The organism is Natronorubrum halobium, from assembly GCF_051351675.1.
In the GTDB taxonomy this organism is placed as follows: Archaea; Halobacteriota; Halobacteria; order Halobacteriales; family Natrialbaceae; genus Natronorubrum.
Map to the genome: position 1 here is coordinate 4,280,829 of NZ_CP195595.1, position 16,524 is coordinate 4,297,352.

The window sequence follows — 16,524 nt, forward strand, 5'->3', positions numbered from 1 at the left end:
GGAATACACGTGACTGACGACGAAAGTGAGGCCGTCGACGCGTTCGAACGACTCGGACTCACCAGCTACGAAGCCAAGGTCTTCATCGCCTTACATCGGCTGGGGTCCGGAACCGCCCGTGACGTCGCCAGCGTCACCGACGTGCCTCGCTCGCAGGTGTACAGCGTCGCCGAGAGTCTCGAGGATCGCGGGCTGCTCGAGGTCCAGCAGTCGAGCCCGATCCGCTACCGGCCGGTCAGTATCGACGAGGCGCAGGAAACGCTCGAGCGACGGTTCGATCGCGAACGAGAACGGGCGTTCGACTACGTGGATGCGGTCAAACGGGAGCCGGCGAACGAGGAGACCCAGGAGGACATCTGGACCGTTCGGAGCCGCGATCGCGTCGACGATCGCGTCGTCGACCTCCTCTCGCGTGCCGAGGAACAGATCGTCTTCGGAACGCGCCTCACGGAGTTCATCACCGAGTCGACGGAGCGCGCTCTCGCGGAACGAGCCGAGGCCGGCGTCCCGATTCTCGTGATCAGCCGGACCGATGCGGTTCGAGAACGACTCGGCGCCATCGACGGCGTCGAGACCGAACGGCCGCCGTCGTACCGCACCGACGATCAGCGATCGGGACGGATTATCATCGTCGACGACGACAGCCTCCTGTTGAGCGTGGTCGACGACGACGGCAGCGAGACGGCGATCTGGAGTTCCGGGTCGCTGTTCGCGTCCGTGCTGATCCAACTGATCGAGGCGAGCGACGAGCTACGCCCCGAATCGGACTGACGAAGAACCGGTCGATCCGTCCGCCGCCGTCACTCGAGTCGGTACCGCAACAGCGCCGCGATGCCGCCGAGGTTCGAGAGCTGCTGACCGGGCGGGAACTCGCTCGAGAAGACCGTCACGTCGCCGCCTTTCTGTTCGGTCGTGCGAACGATCTCGTCGACGCTTACGGCCCACTCGCCGTCGGGACCGCGCTCTTTCTGGAGTCGGTCGTCGAGGACGAGCAGGCGTTCGATTGCGCCGAACTCGGCGGCCTGCTGGACCTGGTCGGGACCGTAGGCGGCTTTCGCGCCCTCGGCCATGCGTCGGGTGAGTTCGTCGATGTACTCGGCCTCGCTCTCGATGCGGGTCTCCTGCTGGACGTCCGCGACGGCCCCGCGTTTGAGTACCTCGTGGACGCCGCGGTCGCCGACGCTGGCCGTATCGACCATCGTAATTCTCTCGGCGACCTCGGGCTCGTTGTTCTCGATGTACTTCCGGGCGTCCTGTTTCGTAAAGCCGGGGCCGGCGAGGATGATCGCGTCGACGTCCTGCCGTTTGAGAACGTCCGCGAGCTCCGAGAACAGCTCCGAGCGCCCGCGGGAGTACTCGCCCTTCCCGGTCGTGCCGGTGATCGTCGCTCGCTCCTCGGTGCCGTACTGGGCGACCGTGTGGACGTGGGCCTGCCCCTCTTCGACGGTCGCGATGGCGACGTCCGGGTTCTCGGTGGCCTCCTCGGCTTCCTCGAGTCGGGCCTCCTGATCCGGTTTAAACCGCTTCTCGATCGAGAGCTCCTCGCGCTCCTCGACGTTCAGCGTGTGGTGAAACCCTAACTGGTCCTCCCGCGAGCAGGCGACGATCTCGCCGCCCACGCGGAGCCGGTTGGCGAACTTGTGGAACTCGATGTCGTCGACGGCGATGGCGACCCACATCGGTTCGCGCTCGCCGCCCGTATCGCGCATCTGGTCGTCGTTGCGCTGGATCCGCCGGGTCGTATCGCCCGCGACGCGGTCGCCGGGCTCGAGGACGTACTGCAGGTGCCAGAGGTCGTCGACGCTCTCGGGGACGACGGTCACCCGTTCGCGCCCGCCCTCGACCTGCTCCCGGTCTTTGATCTGCATGGGCGTGGCTTCGAGCGGTATCGGTAAGTGGGCTGCGATCCCTCGAGCGGGCGGTCGACTCGAGTCGAGATCGCCTAACGCCGGGTCCATCCGGTCACGGTTCGTACCGAACCCTTCACAGTCACGATTGGGACCGTTTGGCATAGTTAGGGACGTGCGGTATCCCCATCGGGAACTAATCGTGTGTGTGAAACTCACACACGTCCAGTTCTTCGAAGCGTTCGGCACGCGCTCGCTCGCAGTCCACGCGGTCATGGTGCTCGCGTTCGTCAACGCGGTCCTGGCGGGACTGTTCATCGCGGGACAGATGGGACTCGTCTCGTTCGTCGCACTGCTCAACTTCACGGCGGGACTGTGAGTCGCCCACTCGATTCACTCGCTCGGCAACGTCTCGAGCGACGACGAGTACGACGGGATCCTGAACGAGTTGTTGGACACCGGCACCGGCGATACCAGCGACGGACTCGACACCGGCCGCTTCGGTCGCCTGCTCGCACTGATCGCGGCCGTGACCGCGGTTTCGCTGCTCACCTCCGCACAGGTCCTGCCGGGGTCCGTGTCCCCCATCGCCGTCGGCGCCGTCGCCGTCGTGACAGCGATCACCGGGTTCCTCATCGCCCTCGGTGCGTCCTACGACGAGTCGGAAGCCGACTGGGCCGGGGAGGTCGACCGACACCAGCGCGCGGAAGCCGACGAGCGGTCGTAACGTATCTGTGACCGACCGATCCTCATGTTCCCGCGATCGCGAGGCGATCAGTCGACGAGATCCTCGAGTTTCCCCTTCGTCTTGTCGACGGCCGTCTCGAACGTGTCCTCGATCTCCTCGACGGAGCGTTCGACGAGTCGAACCCGCTCCTTCGGTACGCGGCGAACCACGTCGTTGCCGTCGTCGTCGGTGCCGTACGCGAACAGCCAGTGGTCCTGAAAATAGGCGATGTGGTCGTTGTCGACGGTGGCTCGCTCGAGGTCTCCGGTCGCCGTCTCGTAGACGATCGTGGCCTTGCCTAGCTCGAGATCGGTCTCCGTGTTGGTATCCAGTTCTACCATGGTCGACGCGTCGACCGTCGGCGGTGTAGGCCTGGGCCCGGCACGTGCAGCCTGACTCGACGGGTGCTATCGCGGTTCCCTCGAGTAGCGTCTCCGGTGAATCCGCCCGCAGGTGCCGGTACAGCGTAGTACTGGTGTGCGAAAGTGGGTCGCTCGTCCCGGCAGTGACGAGTCTCCCGTCCCCGGCGTACTCGTGATCGGGCCGGCGACGAACTGCACCGTCCCGACCCACCGGTCGGACGTATCGGAAAGGCTATCCGCTATCCCGGTTTGCGCGGTCGTCACTGAAGCGACCGCCCTCGTGCGATTTTCGGGTAAACACGCGTCGTCGAATCGGTAAGCATTGCCCTGGTCGACGGATGAAGATCCGTCGCGGCCCAACCGGTCGTATGCCGATCGCACTGCGAACGCTCGACGACGGCGCGTGGATCAGCGTCAACGACAGCCGGCAGGTGAGCGTGAGCGACGTCTGGACCCTCTCTCGAGGCGTGTTCTGTAGCTGTGAGCCCGCGTACGTCCTCCTGGAAGGCTTCGTCGACGTCGGCGTCGACGGCTCGATCGTGACCGCGGACGCCGTCGGACAGTGTCTCGACTGCGGCACCCGCGACTCGATCGATCGGTTGCCCATCGGCCGCATCGTCGACGGCGAATTCGAACCGTACGAGCCCGAGAGCGTCCAATCGATCGTGGAACCCGGGCACTGAGACGGTGCGGACCGATACTGGCAAGGGTGTCCGGGACCGGCGAGAACCGGGGCAAACTGACGCCAGACGGAGGGGCTTATACGTCCCCGCCATATAACGGATCCAATGCCTACTGACGTCGAACAGTGGAAGGACGAACTCTACGGGACCGATATCCGCGCCGAAATCGAGCACTTCGCCGAGGAAGGGTGGGAATCGATCCCGGACGACGAACAGGACGCCTGGTTCGAGCGGTTCAAGTGGTACGGCCTGTACCACCAGCGAGCGGGCCAGGAATCGTACTTCATGATGCGAATCGGTCCGCCGGGTGGCGTCCTCGAGCCCGGACAGTTCCGACGCATCGTCGAAATCGCGGACGAGTTCTCCCGCGGGCCCGCGGAGAACCCCGAGTTCGGCAACGGCTGGCTCGACGTGACGACCAGACAGGCGATTCAGCTCCACTGGATCCGTCTCGAGGACGTCCCCGAAATCTTCGAGCAACTCGAGGACGCCGGGCTCTCGACGGTCCAGGCCTGCGGCGACTCCTGGCGGAACATCGTCGGCTGCCCGGTCGCCGGTAAGGACAAACACGAGCACGTCGACGCCGACGCGCTCGCGACCGAACTGCACGACACGTTCAAGCAGAACGAGGCGCACTCGAACCTGCCCCGCAAGTGGAAGGTCTCGGTAACGGGCTGTGACGAGGGCTGCGGACAGGGCGACATCAACGACCTGGCGTTCGAGCCTGCCGAAAAGGAGGTAGACGGCGAGTCGGTGACCGGCTACAACGTCCGCGTCGGCGGCGGTCTCTCGCGCAACGAGCCGCGCTTTGCGCGCAATATCGACGTCTTCGCCACGCCGGAGCAGGCCGTCGAGGTTGCGGGTGGACTGTCGGCCCTGTTCCGCGACCACGGCGACCGCGAGAACCGCTACAACGCGCGCATCAAGTTCCTCGTCGACGAGTGGGGGCCGGAGACGGTCCGAGACACGCTCCAGGAGGAGTACGTGGACTTCGAACTCGAGACCGCGGGCGACGACCTGCGCGAGTCCTACTCGTACAACGCGGGCGAGGCCGACGGCAAACACGACCACGTCGGCATTCACGAGCAGGTCGACGGCGACTACTACGCCGGACTGAACGTCCTCGTCGGCCGGATCGGCGTCGACGACGGCTACGCGCTCGCGGACGCGGCGGAAGAGCACGGCTCGGGCGAGGTTCGCCTGACCCAGCGCCAGAACATCATCCTCACCGACGTGGCCGAGGAGAACGTCGATGACCTGCGCGCGGAACCGGTGCTCGAGGACTACAGTCCGGACCCCCATCCGTTCCAGCGCGGCTCTATCGCCTGTACGGGCACCGAGTTCTGTTCGCTCTCGATCGTCGAGACGAAGAACCGGCAGGTCCGGTTCGGCCGCTGGCTCACGGACAACGTCTCCCTCCCCGAGGGCGTCGAGAACTTCCACATCCACCTCTCGGGCTGTACGGCCTCCTGCGCCCAGCCGCAGATCGCCGACGTTTCCCTGCGCGGCATGAAGACGCGCAAGAACGGCGAACCGGTCGAGGCGCTCGACATCGGCCTCGGCGGCGGCCTCGGCGAAGAGCCCCAGTTCGCCTCGTGGGTCACCGAGCGGGTCCCGGCGGACGAGGTCCCCGGCGCGATCGCGAACCTGCTCGAGAACTTCGCGGAAGCGCGCGACAGTGAAGAACAGAGCTTCCGGGAGTTCGTCGCCGACCGCGACGACGAGGAACTCGCCGAACTGATCGAGCCCGAGGAGACGGACTACGACGATCCGTACATGCACAACACGAAGCGAACGTGGTACCCCTACGCAGAGGACGACGACCTCGACGAGAGTCCCGCGCCCGCTCGCGCCGACGGGACGCCGATCCCGTCGGACGACTAACCCGCGCGACTGCGAGGGCCGTGGTCGTGTGCAACCGCGACGACCGCGCGCGACTACGATCTGCGGACGACGTTTTCGGCCGTTCCGCAGCGACTCGTTCCGACTATCGGTGGATGGTCGGACGAGTTTGATTTCTATCAGCCAGTTCGAAACTGAAACGTCAGGTCCGGTGGCACGTGTGCGAATCTACCGTTACCACCCGCTCATCTGCCTGCAAAACCGCCGAACGGAGATACGCGTTTACGTTTGGGACTTCGGAAGAGAAACGAAAAACGTAGACCCCTCTCCGCGTTCGGACTCGACCCATATATCACCACTGTGGCGCTCGACGATTCGTCGACAGAGCGCGAGTCCGATACCAGTGCCGGCGTACTCGACACGGCTGTGGAGCCGGTGGAATACCTCGAAGATGCTGTCTCGATCGGCAGGCTCGATGCCGATGCCCTCGTCACGGACGGCAATGACCCACTCTTGTCGCTCCCGTTCGGCCGAGATGTGGACACTGGGCGGTTCATCACCGCTATATTCGAGCGCATTTTCCACCAGATTTTGGAACAGTTGACGGAGTTGGTGACCGTCCCCTTCGACCTGAGGGAGGGTCTCGACGGTCATCTCGGCACCGCTTTCTGCTATTTGCCGCTGGAGGTCAGTTCGCACGTCCGCCAGCACATCGTTCAAGTCGACGGGTTCGAACGGGGCACCCTGCGTCTCGACCCGCGAGTATGCGAGGAGTCCGTCGATCATCGCGCGCATACGGTCGGCGCCGTTGACGGCGAACTCGAGAAATTCGTGGGCGTCCTCGTCCAAGGTGTTTCCGTACCGTTTGTCGAGTAACTGGAGGTGACTGGAGACCATCCGGAGGGGCTCCTGCAGGTCGTGCGAGGCCGCGTGTGCGAACTGTTCGAGCCGTTCGTTCGACCGCTTCAATCGGCTGTTCAGAGCTTCGAGTTGTTGCTCAGCGTGCTTTCTCTCCGTGATGTCGATGAGTGCGCCGGGGAAGGTAACGGGGTTCCCGTCCTCGTCACACTCGACGTGCCCGCGGGCGATGACCCACCGGAGTTCGTCGTCCTCGTTCCAGACGCGGTACTCCTCCTCGTACTCGCCGCCGGACTCGATGGCTTCCTCGATCCGTCGTTCGACCCGATCGCGGTCGGCCTCGTGGATGGCGGAGACGAACTGGTCGAGCGAGACGCCCTCTCGGGCCGCGTCCGGGTCGACGCCGAACGTCTCGGCGAACGAGGGTCCGGAGACGAACTGGTCGTCGGGAATGTGCCACTCCCAGGTCCCGACCGTTCCGGCCTCTACCGCGGCCTCCATCTGTAACTTGGCGTCGCGTAAGGACTGCTCACGCTCTCTCTGTGCAAGTTGGGAGTTCACCCAGTTACTGACGAATTCGACGAACGTCACGTCCCAGTCGGAGAACTCCTCCGTTCGTGCCTCCATCCCGTAGAAGCAAAAGGTTCCGTAGACCTCGTCGCCGGCGAACACCGGTGCCCCGAGATAACAGGCAATTCCCCAGGTCGGGTCCGCTAACTCCGTTGCTTCTGCCTCGACGTCCCGCAGAACGAGTGTCCGTTCGCTCTCGACGACGCGCTTGCAATTCGGGAGTTCCGAAAGCGGAACCGTCTCTCCCGCCTGCAGGTCGGCATCGGCCGGTACGTCGACCGCCTCGAAGATATGGGTGTCGTCCTCTACACACGAAAAGGTCGCGTAGTCCGTTCCAACCACGTCACGAACGAGCTCCAAAAGATCGTCGATTTGTTCGATAAACGATTGATCAGTCTGTGAGATGATCTCAGAGGCCTGTTGCAAGGCATCTTCACGATATCCGAGTTCGGCCAACAGATCCCTCTGAGAGTCGCTTGATCCGTCCCGTCCACTCATCGTCTCTCAACACGGGGGACGGACTGAAAGGACTGTTCCATCCACATCGGTTTGGAGAGGGCTATCACACGTATATCATCGTTTGTGCCTCCTCTGTACTGAATTTTACACGTATCACCCGTATTTACCGTGAGTTTCACGAGGGGCGATCGAATGCCGGAAGCGTATACCGTCCGCTGTTTCCCTGCAACGACTCGCTCCGATTGCCCCGCAGCGACTGTTTCCGGCTCCCGTCGAGTCGCCTAAGTGCGTTCGACGGCTCTCAGGAGACATGACCGACCGACTGATGAAAGTCAACGCCTACACGACGCTCGACCTCGTCGACGCCGTCGCGAGGGGACAGGAGTTCGAAACCGAGGCGTTCGCCGTCGCGAACGCGACCTCGGATAAGAAGGTCCCCGACTGCGTCCGACTGCAGTTCGAACTCGACAACATGACCGAGGAGCACCTTCCCGCTCACATGGAGGAACTCGAGTTGACCCCCGATCAGGCCCGAACGCTCGCGGCCGACCTCGAGAAACACGCGGACCGCGTCGATGACGCGAGCGACGGATAGCCCCGGACGGAAGCGAGCCCTGTCGTCTCAGGAAAGTTCGGCGGTAACGTCCGTCGAGGAAACCATCCCGACGTAGTCGTCCTTCTCGACGACCGGAAGGTGTCCGATGCCGAGACTGGTCATCATCGCGGCGACCTCTTCGAGATAGATGTCCGGCGGAACGGTCTCGACCGACTCCGTCATCACGTCGGCGACCTGCACCGCGGTCGGATCACGGCCGTCGGCGGCGACCGCCACCAGATCGGTGCTCGTGATGATCGACGGGGGGTCAGTCGCCACGACCAGTGCGTTGATCTCGTTTTCGCGCATCGCCGTCGCGGCCTCCGAAATCGTCGCGTTCTTCGAAACGGTCTCGAGCGGCGTCGACATTACTTCTTCGACGCGAGTACTGTTACCAGGCGACATACGTACGGATTCGTCGGCGAGGATTATTGACTTTGCGTCCGTCAGCGGGAACGACGGTTCCGAATCGATCACTCGTCCGCGATCCGACTGCCACCCGGCGGCATGAAGTGCTGGATCCGGTCCGGGCTGGCGATCTTGCGGACGAACGACTCGTCTTCGAACTGCTCGCGGAAGCGCCGATAGAGCCGCTTGGCCGCGTCTGCCTGGGCGTAGCGACCCGGCTCGAGTTCGATCGTCGTCGCCGCCTGATCCACGATGGCCGACGGCGGGCCGCCGATGACGCGCGTGTAGGGCTCACACTGAATGCCGACCGCGACACCGACCGGCGTGTCGTCGTAGTAGGTTCGATCGCCGCGGATCGCGAAGCCGCCCTTCTCGAGGTACTCGCCGCTCTCGGGCGTCTTGGTCACCTGATCGGAGTCCACGGCGTAGACGTCGCCCGCGTAGCGGCCGTCCTTCCAGACGGAGGCGTAGGAGACGGCGAACTGGGCGGCCTCCTCGATGCTCGACTCCGGCAGTTCGATGTCCGAGGAGGACGCCTCGCTGGGATCAGTGGCCTTCAACACGGTAACTGGGCCGCCGTGGGCCTGCGTGTGGAGGACCGTATCGCCCGGTTCGAGGTACTTCTTCACCAATTCCTCGTTCTGGTCGGCGTTGCGCCCGCCGATCACGAGGTAGCCGTCGCTGGTGTGGAACCAGCGGAACCGATCGTACCAGGGCTCGTTCTCGCGGATCGGAACGGAAGGCATCGAGAGCCAGTCTCGGTCCTCGCGCTCCGCCTCGTCCTCGTCGGCTTCGTCCTCGCCGTCGTCGGCCTCCCACTGGTCGCGGCGACGCTCGGCCTCTTCGAGGTCCTCTCGGGTGTTCTCGATGGCCGCCAGCGCCCCCTCCTTTTTCTCCTCGACGCCTTTTGCCTCGGTGTAAAGTCGGTCGGCGTTCTGCTCGACGCCCTGGTCGGCCTCGAGGTCGATGTACTCGCCGTCGACCTCGACGGTGACGATTCCCTCGCTGCCGTCGACGTCGATGACCGCCTCCGCGGCGTCGATGCCCTGCTCCGCGCCGGCCTCGAAGCGTTCCTCGATCTCGTCCCAGGGCCGGTCCTGGGCGCGAGCCTCCTGAATCGTCGAGAGAATCTCGTCGACCAGACCGTACTCGGCGTACAGCGACTCGGCCTGCTCGCGCAGCATATCGGCCTCCTGCTCGAAGCCCTCGATCGCGCCCTGCTGTTGCTCGATGATCCGTTCCTGTTTGGCGATCTCCTCCTCGAAGTCCGGCCGCTGATCGGTCGGATCCGGCTCCCCCTCCTCCTCGAGTTCGAGGCGGAAGAAGTAGTCGTCGAGCGCGCTCAGGAAGGAGTCGTACGGCTCCGACGCCAGTTCGACGTGTTCCTCGAGCGGGAACGGCGTCGCGTCGACGACGCGCTCGGCGCTCGAATCGGCGCCGTCTTCGCTGCCGTCTCCGTTTTCATCCTCGCCGTCCTCGACGTACAGTCGCGGATCGAAGTTGCCGTTGCGGAGGTCGAGCGCGAGCCGTTCGATCGCCTGATAGAGGCGGTCGTAGACGTCCTCGCCGGCGTCGCTGATGTTCATCGCCTTCTCGACGCCCGCACGGGTACAGATCTCCTCGGCGTAGAGCCCGCCGAAGTTGAGTTGGGTCGCCAGGGTTCGGACGACGTCGGTGTCCGACTCCTCCATCTCGTAGTCGAACGCCTCCCGGGAGACCGTCAGCGGATTCGTCCGGCTGTCGGGGAACTCGTAGCGCGAGCCCGGAACGACCGTTCTGGACTTCAGGCGAACGGTCTCGAGGCAGTCGATCACCTCGTACTCGCCGTCGGTGACGGCGACGTTCCCCTGTCCGAACAGTTCGACGATGATCCGGGTGGTGCCGTCCTCGCGCTCGAAGGTGAACTCGAGGATGCGGTCGAACTCGAACTGCTCGACGCCGGCGAAGTCGGCTCCGGAGAGCCGATTTCGGAGCATCATCGCGAACTGCGGCGGCCGGCCGGGCGCGTCTGGCACTCGCTCGGGGGCGACCGTGTGGGCGCGTTTGACCTCGCCGACCTCGATGAGGAGTTCGAGGCGGCCCCGATCGAAGTCCCGCATCTTGAGTCGGACGAGATCGTCGCCGTAGAGGTAGGCCTTGTCGAGCTTCGCTCCCTCGTAGGTCCCGAGTTCCCCGACGAGGGCGGCGAGGTCGACGCTCGTAAGCTCCCGCTTTGGATCCATATCATAACTGCCCGGCGCTGTCAAAAAGGCGTGTCGCTCCGGCCTGGCCGCGACGAGCCGAAATCACAGTCGAAAACACTAATCCGCGCCGACCTCCTTCGTCACCGTATGAGCGACACTGTCGACGCCGGACGGAAGCGGGACGGGAGCCGCGTCCAGCGGCGCGAACGGGTTACCGGAGGCCGCCAGCCATGAGCCAACCCGACGACCGGCCGTGGAAGCGCGTCTCCAGGTTCCCCACGTTCGTCGACCACCTCGAGGACGAAGGCGCGTTCTCGGTTCGAGAGATCGTCGCGAACCTCGACGCGGACATTCCCGTCGACGGCATCGTCTACCACGACCGGGGCATCCGCGCACCGGGGTACGACGCGACCTTCGTCCACGAGCCGTCGCGGAGTCGCCCCGCGTTCAGCCTCGAGGTCGACACGATCGGCCCGCGAAACACGTGGGCGGTGTTCGACGCCCAGCTCGGGTGGGACCTCTATCTCCTCCAGGCCGACGACGTGGCGGCGCTCGCGTGGGTGACCGACGAGGAGTACAAGACCGAGGAGGCGACGATGTTCGACTCGAAACACGACGCCCTCGCCGCGGGTCGCTTCTCCTTCGGCGTCTTCCTCTACGCCGGCAGCGACTGGGAGGAGCGCGTCGACCGAATCCAGCAGACCGACGCTCCGGCGTATCTCAAGCGCGACGACGGCACGCCGGTGATCCCGCAGTCCCCCTCGGAGTTCTACGAGTACATCGGCTCGAGCGCGACCGAGTTGCGCCAGAGCGGCGGCAACGCACCGCCGTATCTCGGGATTCTGGAGCTCGAGGTCACGATCGACTGAGCCCCCGGCGAAGGGAAAATCGTCGGTTCGGACGCCGTCGTTCTCGGTCCCCAGAATCGACCCGCTCACTGCGAGCGGGACGCGCGGTAGCCGGCGACCGACTCGCTCACGAAGTAGGCGAGCAGCGTGAGGACGATCGCGGCGAGGCCGACCATCTCGAGTTCCACCGTCGCGACGGTTCGCTCGCCGCCGTAAAAGACCACCGCGCCGGCGACGAGCAGGACGGCGAGCATTGCGACGTACCGCCACCGCGCGTCGACCGGGACCAGTCCGTCCTCGCCGCGAACGGCGAGGTAGAAGTGTGCGCCGCCGAGGACGAGGCCGTAGAACAGGAGGAACACCGAGACCGGCGTCGGCCCCTCCGCCGGCCCGATGCCGACGTATTCGACCATAACGAGGACCGCGATTCCCAGGAGGACGGCACCGACGTGGACGGACGTGTCACGGGAGACCATATTACGGATTGACGTGAACGGTCAAAAACACTTTCACAACCCGTCGCCCCGGGAGAATCGGCCGGCACTCGGCGTCTCGAGCCCGGCGAGCGGACGGCGAGGCGTCGAGGCCTCGAGCGTTCCGGTCACAGCTCCCACCCCTCGAGCGTGTACGCCATCTCCCAGAATCGATACTCGAGTTTCGCGCTCGTGAGGAACGCCTCGCGCATCGCGTCGTGCTCGCCGGGATACCGCTCGCCGCACTGATCGACGAACTCCCGACACCACGCGGTGGCCTCGCGGAACTCCTCGCCGGTGTACATCTCGATGAAGGGCGTGTACTGATGCTCCTCGGCGGCCAGTTCCGCCATGTGTTCGGCGACGTCGAGGTAGCCCTGCATGCAGGGGTAGAGCGCCGCGGCGATTTCGGCGATCGATCCCTCATAGGCCGTTCGAACGAGAAAACTGGTGTAGGCGACGCAGGTCGGGGCCTTCTCGACTGACTCGAGTTCTTCACGGCTAGTTCCGTAGTCGGCGGCGAACTCGCGGTGGAGGTCCATCTCGTGATCCAGTACCTCGTAGGCGACGCCCAGTAGGTGGGTCATCGTCTCCTCGTCGCGGGCTTTCGAGCCGGCGATCGAGAACAGCCGCGCGTAGTCGAGCAGATACCGGTAGTCCTGTTTCACCCAGTGGCGAAACGCCGCCTCGTCGAGGGTTCCCGCCGCGAGTTCGCGGACGAACGGGTGGTCTTTCTGTGCCGCCCACACGTGCTCACCGTCCGCGAGCAGTCGGTCGCTGAAGGCCATCGTGTCTCGACCGAGGCGTTCCACGGTATTATAACCAGCCAATACAAGACGCTAATACGACTCGCGAACGGCAAACTGCACTCGAGTCGACGGAAACCAACGAGAACCGAACCGCGCTGGGAATCGGCGAGACGGCGGAAACGGAAATCGACGCGCCGAAGTTCGTTCGGTGGGGGAGGAACGAACCGGGGAGTGCGGGCGCGCCGAGAGGCAACTCGGTGTGCCGCTGTCGGTTTGGGGAGTGATGACAACGGTGCCGACGGGCGTCGGCAGCTAATCGTGCCAGACGACACGGTATAAATTTTATGTACCATCTCGTTATTTTACTCGGACTAAGAGGCGAGACACGGAACGGCGTTCGGAGACGAGGACTCCCGGACCGAGGAGGATCGTCCGTCGCGCCGATTCCCCACCGGAGGCCTTTTCTCGCGAATCGGCGAACACGGTGGCATGACGTTCCACTCCGCCCTCCGTGACCGAGAGCCGCTCGTCGGGACCTGGGTCGCGCTGAGCGACCCGGCGATCGCCGAACTCAGCGCCCACCTCGAGTTCGACGCCGTGATGATCGACGGCGAGCACTCGACGAACTCGATTGAGACGATCACCGAGATGGCGCGAGCGATCGACGCCGCGGACGTCGACACCGACCCCGGAGCGATCGTCCGCCTCTCGGAGAACGACCCGACGGAGATCAAGCGCGTCCTCGACGCCGGCGTCGACGGCGTGATGGCGCCGATGATCGACACGCCCGAGGACGCTCGAGCGCTCGTCGAGGCGACCCGCTACCCGCCCGAGGGCGTCCGCGGCGTCGGCTACGGCCGCGGCACCGAGTACGGCGAGGCGTTCCCCGAGTACGTCGAGCGCGCGAACGACGAACTCGTCGCGATCGCCCAGATCGAGACCGAAGCCGGTCTCGAGAACGTCGCGGAGATCGCCGCCGTCGACGGCCTCGACGGACTGTTCGTCGGCCCCGCGGACCTCTCCGCTGCGCTCGGCATCTTCGGCGAAACCGCGGGTGACGAATTTCTCGAGGCCGTCGATCGCGTGCTCGAGGCGGGCCACGCCGCCGACAAGCCCGTCGCGACGCTCGCGTTCGAGGAGGACGAGATCCAGCGCTGGGTCGACCGCGGCTTCGACTTCGTGCTGGCCGGGGTCGATATCGACTACGTGAAGGCGGGCGGCCGGCGGGCGAAGGCGATGTTCGAGGACGCGATGGAGAAGCGAGACGAGTGATCCGTGCGCGTCGGTTCGAGAACGGGAAAGAGCGAAGCGCCGCCCGTCAGAGCCGCTTGCTCACGTACGGCCCGTCCTGATGGTACCCCAGTTTCTCCCGGTAGTACTCCCGCGCGCCGATACCGGAGATGACGCTGACCTTGTCGTAGCCGGCGTCGGCGGCGAGTTCCTCGGCGTGCTCCATGAGTCGGCGGCCGTAGCCCCGGTGTTGGTGCTGGTCCGTCTTCCCCTCCTCTCCCATGGCGACTTCGGTGCCGTAGACGTGGAGTTCGCGGATGAGCGCGGTGTTCTCGAGTTCCGGTCGTACCGGATCTACGTCGGACCAGTCCGACGAGGATCGCCCGGCTGCGCCGGCCTCACCGCTCGGGAACCGCAGTCGGCAGAAGCCGATCAGCAGGTCGTTCTCGAAGTCCTCGAACGAGATGAAGTGTTCCGTGCCGCCGCAGGCGTCGTACGTCAGCACGTCGAGTTCGATTTCGTCGGGTTCCTCGTCGTTCATTCCGGCTTCGCGACAGCGGATACACTCGCACTCCCAGCCGTGCTCGTCCATGCGCTGTCGGGCGAGCTGTCGGAGGTTGGACTTCCAGACGCCGGCGTCGATGTAGTCCGCCGGAATGTCCCGCTGGACGCGCTGGAGGCGCGTGTAGCGCGGGATCATGTCCTTGATCTCGGCGACCAGATCGGCGGCCTCCTCGTTGTCGAGCGGGTCGTACTCCCCTTCGTGCCACCAGTCGTAGGTCGCCGTCCCGCGGACGATGAGCGTCGGATAGATCTTCAGGAAGTCCGGTTTCCACTGTTCCTGCTCGAAGATCCGCCGGAAGTCCTCGAGACACATCTCTTTCGACATGCCGGGCTGGCCGGGCATCATGTGGAAGCCGACCTTGAACGCCGAATCCCGGAGTCGCTGGTTGGCCTCGATCGACGCCTGCGCGCCGTGTCCGCGGTGCATCTCGCGGTTGATGCGCTCGTAGGTCGTCTGGACGCCCACCTCGACTTTCGTCCCGCCGAGGTCGAGCATCCGATCGATCTGCTCGGGGTCGCACCAGTCGGGTTTGGTCTCGAACGTCGTCCCGATGTTGCGGATGTCGTTCGTCTCGTTTTCGGCGATGACGTCCTCGAGATACGTCCACTCGTACTCCTCGGGGTCCTGTGCGAAGCTGACGCCTTCCGCGGGTTCGGGCTCCTTGTCGACGTCGAAGTCGTTCATCGCCTCGAGCGCGCGCTTGACGAACCACTCCTGGTAGTCGTGGCTCCGGGCGGTCATCGTCCCGCCCATCAGGATGAGTTCGACCTTGTCGACGGGGTGGCCGATCTCGCGCAGTTGCTCGAGTCGCAGCGTGACCTGTCCGTACGGGTCGTAGTCGTTCTGCACCCCGCGTGCGGCGGCGGGTTCGTCGCCCGTGTAGCTCTGCGAACTCGAGAACTCCGAGTCCGGGCCGCCGGGACAGTAGAGACACTTCCCGTGGGGGCAGCGCTCGGGCGAGGTCATGATCGCGACCGGCGAGACGCCGGAGGCCGTACGGACCGGCTTGCGCTGGAGGACCGCCTCGAGTTCCTCGCGGCGCTCCTGGGGCGCGTAGTCGAGAATCTCGGAGTTCTTGGGCACTTTCGGTGCCGAGTACTCCGAGCAGGTCTCGAGTTTGGCCGTCTCGACCTCGTCGCGTTCGATCTCGCCCGCGAGGATCCGCTCGACGAGCGTCGCACAGACCTGCTCGAACGCGTCGGTCTCGGTTGGATCGGAATCGGGCGTCTCGGTACTCACTGTACGGATTTGGTCGTTCACGGCGAATAAGCGTGTCGGAGTCGCGCCCGCTCGCTCGGTACGCGAGCACGCGAGAAACGGACGGCGTTTCGGACTCGAGTTCGAGCGTGGGGAGCTACCCCCGACTCGAGTTACGAGCGTGAGCGGAGCGCGGCGAGTTCGACGTACGGGTCGATCGTCTCGGGATCGGGCACCAGCGTTACCGTCTCTCGGTCGACGTCGTACCGAACGATGGCGGCGTCTACCAGATGCGGAACGTGCTGGTGAGAGAGGCTGACGAGGACCCGCTCGTAGCGGTCGCGCGTCGGTTCTCCTTCCGCGATGGGATGTATTCGGCGACGTCGCCGAGCAGCACGGCGCCCGGTCTGTGCGCGAGATACTGCAACAGCAGTTGGCGACGCGGCGACGCGAACGCTTCGAAGAGCGTCGTGGGTGACGGATCTCGCAGGTCGGTACCATCGTCCGGGGTAATCGTGTTAGTCTTCATAGTATCTTCCAACTCGGCCTACGGCGGCACGGCAACGACGTGGTCATCTCTCCCGGCGACTTCAGCGGAGTACACGCAACGATGTGTCCACCACCACTATAAATTCTATGATTCGTTAACTGAAAATTTCCGATACAGTCTCCGTATGCGGAGTGTACGGGAAAGTGTCTGATGCTTGACCTCCTCCACACGACTGAAGTCGTGGGATTCCGCGAAGCGGAGTTCAAGGTTGCGCGTTTCCTCGGTGGTCAAGTCCCCTTTCGGGAGCCACGTCGACGGTTGCCATCCAATTATGACTGAGGACGTGTGTTACAGCGCGTATAGCCCGGTCAAACGGGCCTTCCGTCCGACGCGCGGTCGGCGCTTCCACAAGACGAATACCGTTCGCCCCTCCACGGC

General features: G+C 64.7%; 16 protein-coding genes and 1 pseudogene. 7 read left to right on the forward strand and 10 right to left on the reverse strand.

Annotated elements, in window-relative coordinates:
• Positions 1 to 9 precede the first annotated feature (9 nt).
• A complete protein-coding gene (locus ACSFC7_RS21335) occupies positions 10 to 771 on the forward strand; it encodes a TrmB family transcriptional regulator (protein WP_436344820.1) in 762 nt (253 codons plus the stop codon).
• A gap of 29 nt (positions 772 to 800) precedes the next feature.
• On the opposite strand, the gene ACSFC7_RS21340 is transcribed toward ACSFC7_RS21335, so the two are convergent.
• A complete protein-coding gene (locus ACSFC7_RS21340; protein ID WP_436348002.1) occupies positions 801 to 1,868 on the reverse strand; it encodes an mRNA surveillance protein pelota in 1,068 nt (355 codons plus the stop codon).
• Between the two features lie 187 nt (positions 1,869 to 2,055).
• On the opposite strand from ACSFC7_RS21340, the pseudogene ACSFC7_RS21345 reads away from it, so the two are divergent.
• Positions 2,056 to 2,574, forward strand: a pseudogene (locus tag ACSFC7_RS21345) (hypothetical protein).
• Between the two features lie 47 nt (positions 2,575 to 2,621).
• Here the strand turns inward: ACSFC7_RS21345 and ACSFC7_RS21350 are convergent.
• Entirely contained in the window at positions 2,622 to 2,915 is a 294-nt protein-coding gene (locus ACSFC7_RS21350; RefSeq protein ID WP_436344821.1) for a hypothetical protein, read from the reverse strand.
• Positions 2,916 to 3,304: 389 nt separating this feature from the next.
• Between ACSFC7_RS21350 and ACSFC7_RS21355 the strand changes: the two genes are divergently transcribed.
• Together ACSFC7_RS21355 and ACSFC7_RS21360 are read left to right on the forward strand one after the other, a co-directional pair.
• On the forward strand, positions 3,305 to 3,619 hold the full coding sequence (locus tag ACSFC7_RS21355; RefSeq protein WP_436344822.1) for a hypothetical protein: 315 nt from the start codon (positions 3,305 to 3,307) through the stop codon (positions 3,617 to 3,619).
• A 105-nt stretch (positions 3,620 to 3,724) separates the two neighbouring features.
• Positions 3,725 to 5,503, forward strand: coding sequence for a nitrite/sulfite reductase (locus tag ACSFC7_RS21360; RefSeq protein ID WP_436344823.1), 1,779 nt, complete (start codon positions 3,725 to 3,727; stop codon positions 5,501 to 5,503).
• 240 nt (positions 5,504 to 5,743) lie between these two features.
• Here the strand turns inward: ACSFC7_RS21360 and ACSFC7_RS21365 are convergent, their stop codons facing one another.
• Complete coding sequence (locus tag ACSFC7_RS21365; RefSeq protein WP_436344824.1) at positions 5,744 to 7,387, reverse strand: ATP-binding protein; 1,644 nt, start codon at positions 7,385 to 7,387, stop codon at positions 5,744 to 5,746.
• A 271-nt stretch (positions 7,388 to 7,658) separates the two neighbouring features.
• On the opposite strand from ACSFC7_RS21365, the gene ACSFC7_RS21370 reads away from it, so the two are divergent.
• Positions 7,659 to 7,943: a DUF6360 family protein gene (locus ACSFC7_RS21370; protein ID WP_436344825.1), complete on the forward strand. Its 285-nt coding sequence runs from the start codon at positions 7,659 to 7,661 to the stop codon at positions 7,941 to 7,943.
• Between the two features lie 27 nt (positions 7,944 to 7,970).
• Here the strand turns inward: ACSFC7_RS21370 and ACSFC7_RS21375 are convergent, their stop codons facing one another.
• Together ACSFC7_RS21375 and rqcH are read right to left on the reverse strand one after the other, a co-directional pair.
• A complete protein-coding gene (locus ACSFC7_RS21375) occupies positions 7,971 to 8,312 on the reverse strand; it encodes a CBS domain-containing protein (RefSeq protein WP_436348004.1) in 342 nt (113 codons plus the stop codon).
• Positions 8,313 to 8,416: 104 nt separating this feature from the next.
• Entirely contained in the window at positions 8,417 to 10,573 is a 2,157-nt protein-coding gene (gene rqcH / locus ACSFC7_RS21380; protein WP_436344826.1) for a ribosome rescue protein RqcH, read from the reverse strand.
• 191 nt (positions 10,574 to 10,764) lie between these two features.
• Between rqcH and ACSFC7_RS21385 the strand changes: the two genes are divergently transcribed.
• On the forward strand, positions 10,765 to 11,403 hold the full coding sequence (locus tag ACSFC7_RS21385) for a hypothetical protein (RefSeq protein WP_436344827.1): 639 nt from the start codon (positions 10,765 to 10,767) through the stop codon (positions 11,401 to 11,403).
• Positions 11,404 to 11,468: 65 nt separating this feature from the next.
• Here the strand turns inward: ACSFC7_RS21385 and ACSFC7_RS21390 are convergent, their stop codons facing one another.
• Entirely contained in the window at positions 11,469 to 11,858 is a 390-nt protein-coding gene (locus ACSFC7_RS21390; protein ID WP_436344828.1) for a hypothetical protein, read from the reverse strand.
• Positions 11,859 to 11,983: 125 nt separating this feature from the next.
• On the reverse strand, positions 11,984 to 12,643 hold the full coding sequence (gene tenA / locus ACSFC7_RS21395) for a thiaminase II (protein WP_436344829.1): 660 nt from the start codon (positions 12,641 to 12,643) through the stop codon (positions 11,984 to 11,986).
• A 450-nt stretch (positions 12,644 to 13,093) separates the two neighbouring features.
• On the opposite strand from tenA, the gene ACSFC7_RS21400 reads away from it, so the two are divergent.
• On the forward strand, positions 13,094 to 13,876 hold the full coding sequence (locus ACSFC7_RS21400; protein ID WP_436344830.1) for an HpcH/HpaI aldolase family protein: 783 nt from the start codon (positions 13,094 to 13,096) through the stop codon (positions 13,874 to 13,876).
• Between the two features lie 46 nt (positions 13,877 to 13,922).
• On the opposite strand, the gene ACSFC7_RS21405 is transcribed toward ACSFC7_RS21400, so the two are convergent.
• From ACSFC7_RS21405 to ACSFC7_RS21415, 3 genes are all read right to left on the reverse strand, one after another.
• On the reverse strand, positions 13,923 to 15,638 hold the full coding sequence (locus ACSFC7_RS21405; protein ID WP_436344831.1) for a tRNA uridine(34) 5-carboxymethylaminomethyl modification radical SAM/GNAT enzyme Elp3: 1,716 nt from the start codon (positions 15,636 to 15,638) through the stop codon (positions 13,923 to 13,925).
• A 131-nt stretch (positions 15,639 to 15,769) separates the two neighbouring features.
• Positions 15,770 to 15,970, reverse strand: a complete 201-nt coding sequence (locus ACSFC7_RS21410; RefSeq protein ID WP_436348006.1) for a DUF7344 domain-containing protein — start codon at positions 15,968 to 15,970, stop codon at positions 15,770 to 15,772.
• Positions 15,880 to 16,125, reverse strand: a complete 246-nt coding sequence (locus ACSFC7_RS21415; RefSeq protein ID WP_436344832.1) for a hypothetical protein — start codon at positions 16,123 to 16,125, stop codon at positions 15,880 to 15,882. The genes ACSFC7_RS21410 and ACSFC7_RS21415 overlap by 91 nt, the downstream gene beginning before the upstream one ends.
• Positions 16,126 to 16,524: the final 399 nt, after the last annotated feature.